The organism is Bartonella sp. MU70NMGDW (genome assembly GCF_042194085.1).
In the GTDB taxonomy this organism is placed as follows: Bacteria; Pseudomonadota; Alphaproteobacteria; order Rhizobiales; family Rhizobiaceae; genus Bartonella; species Bartonella grahamii.
This window is the reverse complement of record NZ_JBHIMK010000060.1, coordinates 1-11,513: the sequence shown is the minus strand read 5'-3', so window position 1 is coordinate 11,513 and position 11,513 is coordinate 1. Positions and strand designations below refer to the sequence as shown.

Annotated in this window: 7 protein-coding genes and 1 pseudogene; 4 read left to right on the top strand and 4 right to left on the bottom strand. The window is 33.9% G+C overall.

What is annotated here, in order from left to right; translation table 11 throughout:
* Nucleotides 1–183 (top strand): Na+/H+ antiporter NhaA (locus tag ACFIKE_RS06505; RefSeq protein ID WP_375648747.1); only part of this gene is annotated, 183 nt, incomplete at its 5' end.
* Nucleotides 184–2,616: 2,433 nt separating this feature from the next.
* Here ACFIKE_RS06505 and ACFIKE_RS06500 read toward each other — a convergent pair.
* The gene (locus tag ACFIKE_RS06500) at nucleotides 2,617–3,873 is read right to left on the bottom strand and encodes an aspartate kinase (protein ID WP_375625153.1); all 1,257 of its coding nucleotides are present in this window, start codon (nucleotides 3,871–3,873) and stop codon (nucleotides 2,617–2,619) included.
* A gap of 189 nt (nucleotides 3,874–4,062) precedes the next feature.
* Here ACFIKE_RS06500 and ubiG point away from each other — a divergent pair, with 189 nt between their 5' ends.
* Complete coding sequence (gene ubiG / locus ACFIKE_RS06495) at nucleotides 4,063–4,806, top strand: bifunctional 2-polyprenyl-6-hydroxyphenol methylase/3-demethylubiquinol 3-O-methyltransferase UbiG (protein WP_375625154.1); 744 nt, start codon at nucleotides 4,063–4,065, stop codon at nucleotides 4,804–4,806.
* Nucleotides 4,807–4,826: 20 nt separating this feature from the next.
* Here ubiG and grxC read toward each other — a convergent pair whose 3' ends face one another.
* Nucleotides 4,827–5,081, bottom strand: a complete 255-nt coding sequence (gene grxC, locus ACFIKE_RS06490; RefSeq protein ID WP_273787883.1) for a glutaredoxin 3 — start codon at nucleotides 5,079–5,081, stop codon at nucleotides 4,827–4,829.
* A gap of 47 nt (nucleotides 5,082–5,128) precedes the next feature.
* Nucleotides 5,129–5,914: a ComF family protein gene (locus ACFIKE_RS06485; RefSeq protein WP_375648745.1), complete on the bottom strand. Its 786-nt coding sequence runs from the start codon at nucleotides 5,912–5,914 to the stop codon at nucleotides 5,129–5,131.
* A 197-nt stretch (nucleotides 5,915–6,111) separates the two neighbouring features.
* Between ACFIKE_RS06485 and ACFIKE_RS06480 the strand changes: the two genes are divergently transcribed.
* On the top strand, nucleotides 6,112–6,990 hold the full coding sequence (locus tag ACFIKE_RS06480) for a methyltransferase (RefSeq protein ID WP_375625156.1): 879 nt from the start codon (nucleotides 6,112–6,114) through the stop codon (nucleotides 6,988–6,990).
* Between the two features lie 7 nt (nucleotides 6,991–6,997).
* Here ACFIKE_RS06480 and ACFIKE_RS06475 read toward each other — a convergent pair whose 3' ends face one another.
* Nucleotides 6,998–8,353, bottom strand: a complete 1,356-nt coding sequence (locus tag ACFIKE_RS06475; protein WP_375625157.1) for an L-cystine transporter — start codon at nucleotides 8,351–8,353, stop codon at nucleotides 6,998–7,000.
* Nucleotides 8,354–9,173: 820 nt separating this feature from the next.
* Between ACFIKE_RS06475 and ACFIKE_RS06470 the strand changes: the two are divergent.
* Nucleotides 9,174–10,257, top strand: a pseudogene (locus ACFIKE_RS06470) (type ISP restriction/modification enzyme); the annotation flags it as partial.
* Between the last annotated feature and the right edge of the window lie 1,256 nt (nucleotides 10,258–11,513).

Sequence of the window (11,513 nt, the reverse complement as noted above, 5' to 3'; positions counted from 1 at the left end):
TTTTTAGCAGGAATTGGCTTTACAATGTCTATCTTTGTTTCAATGCTCGCTTTTAAAGATATTGTTCTGCTTGATGCTGCAAAAATTGGGGTCCTTTGTGGCTCTGGTTTATCTGCTCTTATCGGTCTGGGATATGGATTTATTTATATTAAGCGCAATAAAGGAATTTCCCGTAGCTCCTGACGAGCTAATTGAAAATACATTTTTATGCAAAACTTTTAAAAAGTAATTTTGCTCATTTGTTGGATTCGGACAATATTTAATGTGAAATCCGTTGTCTCACCTCATCTTTACACTTATGAAGGAGAAATTTAACATCATCATACTATTTACTAACCTCTAATGTCGCAATACCTTTGACACTTAAGAAGATTCATAAGAAATATTTTTATTCCTTTCTTCAATAATCTTTTATTCATACACCAACTCCACTCGTGATATACACAGGAATGATTTTAATTGTTTCAATATAAAAGGCTTCGTGGTTTCAGAGAAGCTGCCTTTCGTCGGAAAAATTATTCACTATAAATAAAAATTTAATTGTTATAAATCAATATCTTATGTTAAATTATAAGAAACAGATAAGAATAAACAAAATTCCGTAATCAGTTAAGTAATTCCATGGCTTATTTTTCCCAATAAACCACCCTTCTCGTTACTGATTTTATTGCTGGTATTTTAAACAACTTTAATTTTTATCTTCTTAAAAGGCACATTATTTTTGGTAAAAATATTTCTTTAAAACAAGCGCGTAAATTGGCAATATAATAGCGTTTTTGTTTTACGTGAAAGGCATATACGATTTATTTAACGTAATAAACAAAAACGTGAACCAATATGTAATATCCATTATTTAAAAGATATTTCTGTCAATACCTTTGAAAGTTGTAAAGCAGAATTAAAAGGAAATTGTAAAATGGAAACTGGTTTTCACTTTTATGGCTTTATATTCTCCCCCAATTAGCTTTTATCTCCATTTCAGAGATTCCCCCAACAAGTATACGCAACATCCTTGTTCCTATCTGGCATACAAAAACAGGAGTTGCTCGTAGTCCCCTTATTCGTCTCAATATATATCGTCCAACATGCATCTACGCTGACATTAGATATTGATACAGGTAACAAAAAACAAAAGATTTATTTGGAATAACAACGTTATAAAATCACTACTCGATTGACAATGGAGTGGAAAAATATCCTCGTTTTTTATCATAAACACATCGCTTGTCTCACTCCATGAAAGAATTAAACTTGAAGCATGCTTCCATAGGGAGCACTCTCGTTTACGTAATTAACTCGCGGGAAAAAATTAGTCATTTAGACTATTCTAAAACATACGATCAGGAGAAAAATAGAGCGTATATACCGCTGCTCTCCCCTTTTCCCGCTCTTAGTTGATATTTATTTTCTTTTTGTTTACGGAGTTAGCTCTATATTTCTTGATACCATAAAATACTCTTTACAGATAATTTAAAAAACAATATTTCCGAGACTTTCGAATTATACAACGCTACATTAAATATAATAAGAGTAAAATAATATTTATAAAAATATCTTTATTGGGAATAAACGTATTAATTACTGCACTTTGATAACATATCTTATATTCACTTCAAATGGATATCCCCATTCGAATGCATTATGCTATTAAAAAGTAATTACAAAACAAGAGAATACGTTTCGCATTCATATACTGAATAAAAACAAATTGTGGGAAAAATATGTAAACATGATAAGAAACTAGCACGATATACGGCATAAATGAAAGAATGTATTTCATGCGTAATTGGCAGTATGACAAAGAAAATACTTGTAATAGAGTAGTTAAGAGAAGAAAGTTAACCTAAAGAATATACGGAGGTATCGAAAACTCTAAAAATCTTAATCATAATTCAAAAAAAGACAAATAGACATAAGAAAAAATTTAAGTAATGAAAGCAACACGCTATAACATTATCATTTAATTTTGATCTATCGTTACATGATTTTATGAAAAGTGCTTCTGAAGAGCTCTATAAGCCACAAACGCATAAGATATAGTAATTTTATAACTTATAGCGCAACATAAATATTGTCTATAGAGATATATTTTTTATTGCCTCATAATACAGAAAAAATTAAATTTACAAGATATATATAAAGCCATAAACAACCATTTGAGACAAGCTAAATATCTCTAGAAAATACATCTTCAATTCTATTTTTAGTAATGCCGTCACTAATCCAATAAGCTCAAATTTCTCTAAGATTTATAACATTAAATCTGTATTCACGAGGCTGTCCCTCATGCAACATGCATCCTTTGAATAAACGCAGTGCATTATTCCTTCTTCTATTAAAGCTTATTGTAAAGACTTCTCCATCCCTATCTATAGGCTCTAAAACGTTTATAAACGGCATATTTTATATCCATTCTTAAACAGTTTTATCCAAACATCTTTCTCTTGTAATGTATAAGCAACCATTTTTAAATTCATCATGAACAAGTTTAAAATAAGAGAGTTTTGCTGTATTAAATATTCTATTTAAGTTAAAAATATAAATTATCCTTAACAAAAATTATTAATATATATTAAAGCTTTATGTTATTGAAACTTTGTTGAAACTAAAAAATGCTTATCCCTTATCAAGTGCATAAACAGCATGTAATGTTCTAACCGCAAGTTCAGTGTAAGCACTATCAATCAAAATAGAAATTTTAATTTCTGAGGTCGTAATTGCTTGAATGTTAATACCCTTTTCAGCCAAAGCCTTAAATGCTGTAGCGGCAACACCTGCATGGCTACGCATTCCAATACCAATCACAGATACCTTGGCAAGATCACTTTCAAATTGGAGAACATCAAATCCAATTTCTTTGCGATTCTTCTCAAGAAGTGCAACAGCTTTTTCTACATCTGATGATGGTACAGTAAAAGTCATATCCGTTTTTGAGCCATCTTCAGAAATATTTTGCACAATCATATCAACATTAATGCGCTCTTCAGCCAAGGGACCAAAAATTGCTGCCGAAATCCCTGGACGATCGGCAAGCCGACGAAGGGAAATTTGCGCTTCATCCTTAGCAAAAGCAATACCAGTAACATTTTGTTGTTCCACGATTTCATCCTCATCGCAAATAAGTGTTCCAGAAGAACTCTTTGGATCCTCCATGCCTAACGCATCAGGATCCTCAAAACTTGAACGCACAAAGGTACGAACCTTATGAACCATTGCCAATTCAACAGAACGAACCTGTAAAACCTTTGCACCAAGAGAAGCCATTTCCAGCATTTCTTCAAAAGCTACTTTTGGTAAACGACGCGCTTTCGGTTCTATACGTGGATCCGTTGTATAAACACCATCTACATCCGTATAAATATCACAGCGATCAGCTTGTACAGCCGCGGCTATAGCAACAGCACTTGTATCTGATCCCCCACGCCCTAAGGTAGAAATCCGGTTATCTGGAGCTAACCCTTGAAAACCAGCAATAACAGCAACCTGACCTTCCTGAAAACACTCGATTAAAAAAGATCCATCAATATCAGTAATACGTGCACGTCCATGCGCATTGTCTGTATGAATGGGAATTTGCCAACCAAGCCATGAACGTGCATTCACACCCATTTCTTGAAGTGTCAAAGCCAACAAACCTGAAGTAACCTGTTCACCAGAAGCAACCACAACATCATATTCACGAGCATCTCTATGCTTGGAGGAAGCATCACACGTCCACTGAACAAGCTCATTGGTTTTACCAGCCATCGCAGATACGACAACTGCAACCTCATTGCCTGCATCAATCTCTCTTTTGACATGCCGTGCAACATTATGAATACATTCAATATTTGCTACAGATGTTCCACCGAATTTCATGACAATGCGCGCCATTAATAACACTCTTACCTTTACATCTCTTATCTCAAACGGTAATGAGAATTAGATGCTGTATCAACTAACCATTTTCTCGACATAGCGAATATCTATCATTTGTGCAAGTTTCATTATGATTATATTAATTTCTCTTGACTTTGTATAAAATCTACTGGACTTGATCATTAAAAATAAAAGGCAGGCAACATGATAGATGAAACACAAACAACTATTGATCAAAGTGAAATTGATCATTTTTCACGTATTGCTACAGAATGGTGGAATCCACAAGGAAAATTTCGACCTCTTCACCAATTTAACCCAACGCGCCTTGCTTACATCAGAGAAAAAATTTGTTTAGAGTTTAATCGTGACCCTTGTTCATTTACGCCCTTTGACAATTTGAAAATTCTTGATATTGGCTGTGGAGGAGGCTTGTTATCTGAACCAATGGCACGTCTTGGCGCTATGGTCGTAGGCGTTGATGCTGCACAAACAAATATTGAAGTCGCAAAAACCCATGCAGCTCAAAATGATCTTTCCATTGATTACCGCACGATGACAGCAGAAGCTCTTGCCAATGAAGGAGAAAAGTTTGATATTATCCTTAATATGGAAGTTGTTGAACATGTCGCTGATGTTAATCTCTTCATAGCAGCTACAGCAAAAATGTTGAAACCACAAGGGTTAATGTTTGTCTCAACACTCAACCGCACGTGGAAATCATGGGGGCTTGCTATTGTAGGTGCTGAATATATTCTACGTTGGCTTCCTAAAGGAACACATGATTATAAAAAATTCCTAAAACCTCTAGAACTTAAAAATTTCTTATCAAAAAACGCTCTGACTGTCATTGATGAGATAGGTATTACTTATAACCCATTAAATGACAGCTGGAATCGCTCAAAAGACATGAGCGTTAACTATCTCCTTCTCGCAAAACGGTCTTAAGGATATGTAATTTACAAATATTATACGCCTTGTAATAAAGAATTGAGCTTTCCCTCAGCCTCTAAAGCATAAAGATCATCACAACCGCCAACGTGATAATCACCTATAAAAATTTGTGGAAATGTATTACGTCCATTTGCACGCTGTACCATTTCTTGGCGAAGGGATGTGGAAGCATCAATATCTGTATACTTTACGCCTTTTTTATTAAGCAAATCACGTGCTTTTGTGCAATAAGGGCAGTTAGGGCGTGTATAAATTATTATCTCTTTCATAGTATTATCCTCCAATATTTTTTAATAATATTCACTTTAAATTCCTCTTACGAGGAGGGAAAAATAGAATCTTCTTTGAGAACACGCGAAAATGTTAGCACATCAACCTGCCGTGCACCTGCATATTTTAATGCAGCAGCTGCTGCTGTAACTGTTGCACCCGTTGTAAATACATCATCAATCAGCAAAACAGAACATCCTTTGAGATATTTTTTAACCTTATGCGAAACCTTAAAAGCATTTTTTACGTTAAGTTTTCTTTCTCTTGAAGAAAGACTAACCTGCGGACGGGTATGCCGACAACGAACAAGCCAACTTGGTTTTAAAAGCTTTTTTTGTGATGCTGCAATATAACGTGCAAGCTCAGCAGATTGATTATAACGCCTCTCCCAAAAACGACGAAAATGCAATGGAATGGGAATAATAACATCACAATCATCAATAACCTCGCGTCCAGCAAACATCATCCAATTGGCCATAAATGATGCCAATTCTATATGATCACCATATTTTAAGCGCGTTACTAAAGTTCGTGCAAGCCCTTTATGAACAATGACTGAGCGAACACGTGAAAAAGGATGAGAATTACGAAGCGCTTCACCACTGAGAAAACCATCCCCCATATCACAAACAAAGGGAGTCCCCATAACAGGACAATAAGGTTTCGTGATAAATTGAAGGTCTTTCCAACATTCGGAGCAAATCGTGCCATAAGTAGAAACATTTTGCTTACATCCAGGACAAATTGGTGGATAAAGCACAGTTTTCAAGCGTTCAATGAACTTACTTAGTATATCCCCACTACTCAACGCCGCTTCTCGAAAATACAACATTATAAATTTAGGCTTTTACAAGTTTCCCTCAGAACAAAAGTTCCTTTGTATTTCCTCAATTTATAATTTTAATTCCTTTAAAAACTCTTACCTTCTATAAATTTATTTTTCTTTTATATTATAAACTTGACAGAGCTTGCACAAATAATGAACCTTTTCAAAATATATTCTTCCATAGAGCGAAAGTGTTCCACAATATGTCGCATCCTTTAATTTTTGATCATAACCGCATTGAACAATTCCGAAAACGTGCCTTTCAAAAAGCAAAAAAAGGATACGACTTTTTACTCTCTCACATGGCAGAAGATCTCTATAAACGTCTTAGCACTGTTGATCGCCTCTTTACATTAGCTCTCGATTTACACAGCCATACAGACCTTGCTGCGCAAGCTTTAATGAAATCTGGAAAAGTTTGTTCCATAGAACGTATTGAGACCGATACGCTTTACCAAAGCCATGATAAAAAATTTCATTTACGTCATCGAGAATTTCTTGATTTACCTCAAAGTTACTGTGACCTTATTGTTTCACTTCTTTCATTACAATTGACCAATGATACCCCTGGTGTTCTAAGCCAGATAAAAAATACCCTTAAACCAGATGGCTTATTTCTTGCTGTTATGGCAGGAGCTGGTACATTAAGAGAATTGCGGGAAAGCCTGCTGCAAGCTGAAAGTGAAATTTATGGTGGAGCAAGCCCTAGAATCTATCCTTTTGCCGACATTCGTGATGCAGGCGCTCTCTTACAGCGTGTTGGCTTTGCTCTGCCTGTAGCAGACGTTGAAGATATCACAATACGTTATAATACAATGTTTGACCTTATGCACGATCTTAAAGCTATGGGAATGCAAAATGCACTCATCAATCGTTCACGACGCCCTGTATCTAAACGTTTTTTTCTCCGCGCAGCTGAAATCTATGCACAACGATTTAGTGATCCTGATGGACGTATTCGTGCACATTTTTCTTTCATCTGGCTCTCTGGTTGGGCTCCTCATCCCCATCAACAAAAACCCCTACAACCTGGTTCAGCGCAAATATCTCTTACAGATGTTTTACAGCCCAAAAAAATATAATCTAAAATTATTTTTTAAAAATACTTTTATCTGTTGTCCGTAATATTTGACTGGTAACCGTTCCAGCTATCATTGAATCGCTCACGTTTAGAGCAGTACGTCCCATATCAATTAGCGGTTCGATAGAGATAAGTACAGCAACCAAAGTAACAGGAAGCCCCATAATTGGTAACACAATCAATGCAGCGAAAATAGCGCCTCCCCCCACACCAGCAACACCAATAGAACTCAACGTCACGACCCCAATAAGCGTAGCAATCCAAGTAGGATCAAGAGGATTAATACCCATAGACGGTGCAATCATGGTCGCAAGCATCGCTGGATAAAGACCAGCACAACCATTTTGTCCAATTGTTGCCCCAAAAGAAGCTGCAAAACTCGCAATGGATTGTGGTACACCTATCCACTGTGTTTGCGCTTCAATATTTAAAGGAATACTTGCAGCACTTGAACGACTGCTAAAAGCAAATGTTAAAACCGGTAAAACCTTTTTGAAAAAACGAAAGGGATTAACCCCAGAAATACCAAGCAATACACCATGAATTCCAAAAATTAAAATAATACCGACATAAGATGCAATGATAAAAACCAGTAAATTTAAAATATCTGCAATACGCGATGTTCCTCCTACTTTCGTCATAAGTGCAAAAATACCATAAGGCGTCAAAGCAATCACAATACGGACTAACCGCATAATCCAAGCTTGTCCCACTTGAATAAATAAAAGCGCTTTTTCTCCTTTTTCTGGCTCATCTTTCTTTAAAAGAAGAACCGCTGCACCTAAAAATGACGCAAAAATAACAACACTGATAATTGACGTACGTTTGGCTCCACTCAACTCAGCAAATGGATTTTTAGGAATCATAGACAAAATCATCTTTGGTATATTCATATCTCCAAGTTTAGAAATATGACCTTCAAGAAGAGCAGAAACATTTTGCCCTTCATGCACCAAACCATCAGTTGTTAATCCAAAAAAATTAACCACAAGCACACCAACCAATGCTGAAAGAGCCGTTGTAAAAAGCAATATTGAAATTGTTATTATACTCATCTTTCCAACAGCATAAACAGAATGTAAATGAGCAACTGCTGAAACGATAGAGATAAAAACCAGTGGCATAACAATCATTTGCAACAATAAAATATAGCCCTCACCAACAATGTTAAACCATTCAACGGATTTCAATAAAGTGCTTTCACCCTCTCCATAAACAAACTGCAAAACACTTCCAAAAATCAAGCCAAGGATAAGCCCTAGCATAACACGTAGTGAAAGACTCCATTGCATTCTCTTACTTTGAGAAACCAACAATAAAAAAATAACAAATAGAAATAAATTGACGAAAAAATTAAATGTCATTGTCTATGCTCACTTACTATTATTATGGTTGACATAAATAATCTGCATAATTCAAAATCAATGCATGATATTTAAAATTAACATAAAGCTTACCAGGATTTTACAAAATCATTATTTTTTTAATTTATCGATTAAAAGAGAACTTTTTATCTACTAATAACTGTTTAAAGAAAATAAATAAAATTATTTTCCTATTCTTTAAATTTACGCTCTCATAAAATAGTTAAAAAAGAGAAATATAAACAACATTCATTGCGTCTTAATACTGAATAATTCCAGCATATCTTATCCTATCAATATCCTTACCTCTCTCTTTTTCTATTTGAACTGAAGCGAGCTTTCCAAGAAAGGATGAATTAACAATCGAACATTCATGACTTTTCTAGAAAATACACCAACAAGCTACTTTTGCTAATTTTATGGACTGCACTCTCAACAGCTTTGACCAGCATTTCAAATATAATTATTTTATTGAAAAGACCTTTCATACATTCTTTCTTTGCTCTCAATGAAAGCTTTTTTATTTTTCGAAATTCTTTTTATAGTCATAAAAAAGACTTTGAACGCCACAATACCTATTGAATGACAAAATATTGATTTATAAAAATAATTTACTGTTTTGCATATTAAATGAGAGTCCCGAATAACGTAAGATTCTCTTATTTCAAACCTGTTTATCTTGAATCAATCAAAATCACTTGCTTGCACGTCACAAGCAGGGCTGGCGTGTAAATAAAAAATGTATAAGAAAGGAGTAGAAATACTTCTTATGAAACGTCTTAATTCAAGAGCTATCACAACATTGGAGGGCGGAGCTTGGGCAGAAAATATAAATAATATGATTGCTTTTTATAATAGTGCAGTAAAATGTTTTAATGATACCTATCTATATGCTGATCGAACAACACGTGCACGTACCGTAGATAATTTTATCACTTTAGATGTAAAAAAGATAAGTTGTAGTTATAATGTTAAGCAAGAACTAATCAGAGGAAGGGTTTTTGAATTTGAAGAGACATGTCTCACGCAAAGTTCGTATCGTCCTTTTACACGACTATGGCTTTATTATAATCGTATCTTCAATGACGGAGTTGATCAGATACCACATGTATTCCCTATGGGGCAAGCAGTAGAAAATAGAGTCATAGAAATTACAAGCATAGGAGCACGAAGCTGTTTTTCTGTGTTGATAGCTAAGAATTTACCTAATCTAGATGCAATAGATACAGGCCAATGCTTTCCACAGTATCTTTATAAAAATGTTGAATCTTCTATAACTGATCATGATGAGAAACAATCCCATTTGTTTACAAATTCAATAAAGGAAAGAAAAACATCTGGTTTACAGAGGCGTGATGCCATCACTGATAAAGGATTAACGCATTTTAAGCTGCTTATCCTAGTGAGACCATAACTAAAGATGATCTATTCTATTAAACTTACGGATTATTGCATTCAAAAGATTACCGTACTCGCTATGCTCATAATTTATGCAAAGAATTGCCTCGTATCCCCTGTGTAAAAAGCGCTGAAGATTTCAGGATATTGTGGACAACAGAGTGTGAGTTTGATCACTTGCACATAAATTATGAAAGTGTGGAGCCTTATCTTGTGACCTTTAAAAAGGATAAATCTACTGTTATTTACAACAGCAATATCATCATGAAAAACATCCCTCTTGAAGCTTATGAGTATATCGTTAATGGCAACCCCACTCTTGAATGGGTTATGGAGCGTCAATGTGTAAAGATAGATAAAAAGAGTGGCATCGTTAATGATGCCAATCGCTATGCTATTGGAACCATTAGTAACCCTGCTTATCCATTAGAGTTGTTTCAAAGGATCATACTATAAGTTTAGAAACAATGAAAATTGTTAAAAAACTACCAAAATTAGAAGTGTGAGAAACCGAATAGACTTATGAGGTTAACACACCTCATAAAGATCTCTTGTGTATTGCTTTAAAAAGGCAGTCTATAACTTTAACCATCTTATTAAGTTTATTACCTACAATCTTAAAAGGATAGTTTATATGTGTTATTCTAAAGACAAGGCTTTGCACTTTTAGACACTGTTATTTGGATTGCTTTTAAAAGATTATATCATAATCTAAAATGATAGCTTTATTGTTTTCAAAAGCTCTGTTGAAAAAGAGCTATATGTATTCATTTTACTTATAGATTTTGAAGGTGTCTAAAATCCTCAAAATCTTCAAGAACCTCAAAACTAATAACCATAATGGTCTTAATAGCATTTTTTATGACTAGAACCTATCTTTTGAAATGGCTTTAAAGGATCACATGCTTATCATAAGATATATTTAATCACTCACTAAAATGATCTATTTTGTCGGTTCAATTTACTGACAGAAAAATGACAAAAGTCTATTAAAAGGGAGTTTTCTGACCTCTATAATTATCAGTCTCTCTTTAGATGTCTTTATAACAGGCAATAAAGCGCATTATCATCTTTATTATTTATATTATGAAAATGAAAAATGATGCCACGACTATAAAAAATATAATAGCTATAGAGCATGCGTGAAAAAACAGGTTTTCATAATCACAATGCAAATGAACGCGTTGGTTATAAAGAACGCGGTGCCTATTAAAGTTGTTCAAATTAGAGCCCCTTATAAACAAAATCTACAAAAATCATTAAAATCATTTAGTAAAAAACTGATACGTTATAAAGCTAAAAATACGCATGATGAGAGCGTTTATAAATATTATTAATGTTATAGATAATAAATAACGCAATTGTTTAATAAATTACACAATATATCTTTAAAAGACATAATAAAAAATAATCAAGTAATAAGCACATAAACAATATTTACACATAATATATTTAAAAAATATAAAATTGTAAAATATTTATTTACAATAAATACGTATCGTGTTACATAAATTCTAGATATATTAGTTTATATGTTACGAAAAAGCATTTTCCATACCTTTAAAATACTGACTGTCTTTTATGTTTTTGTTAGTATATGAGTACTTTGTCGGATGTAGCTATGCCATACAATACCCTTTTATGGGAAATGCAACGCCACTCGTAATCTACATATCATTCAATATAATTTGAAACACAATACCAACAAAAATATCACATATACCATTGATATAACCAAATTAAATGATATCAACCGTCGTAA

Excerpts from the sequence above, each read along its gene's own strand:
- ubiG (WP_375625154.1), top strand. The coding sequence starts at position 4,063 with ATGATAGATGAAACACAAACAACTATTGATCAAAGTGAAATTGATCAT.
- ACFIKE_RS06475 (WP_375625157.1), bottom strand. The coding sequence starts at position 8,353 with ATGACATTTAATTTTTTCGTCAATTTATTTCTATTTGTTATTTTTTTA.
- ACFIKE_RS06500 (WP_375625153.1), bottom strand. The coding sequence starts at position 3,873 with ATGGCGCGCATTGTCATGAAATTCGGTGGAACATCTGTAGCAAATATT.
- grxC (WP_273787883.1), bottom strand. The coding sequence starts at position 5,081 with ATGAAAGAGATAATAATTTATACACGCCCTAACTGCCCTTATTGCACA.
- ACFIKE_RS06485 (WP_375648745.1), bottom strand. The coding sequence starts at position 5,914 with ATGTTGTATTTTCGAGAAGCGGCGTTGAGTAGTGGGGATATACTAAGT.
- ACFIKE_RS06480 (WP_375625156.1), top strand. The coding sequence starts at position 6,112 with ATGTCGCATCCTTTAATTTTTGATCATAACCGCATTGAACAATTCCGA.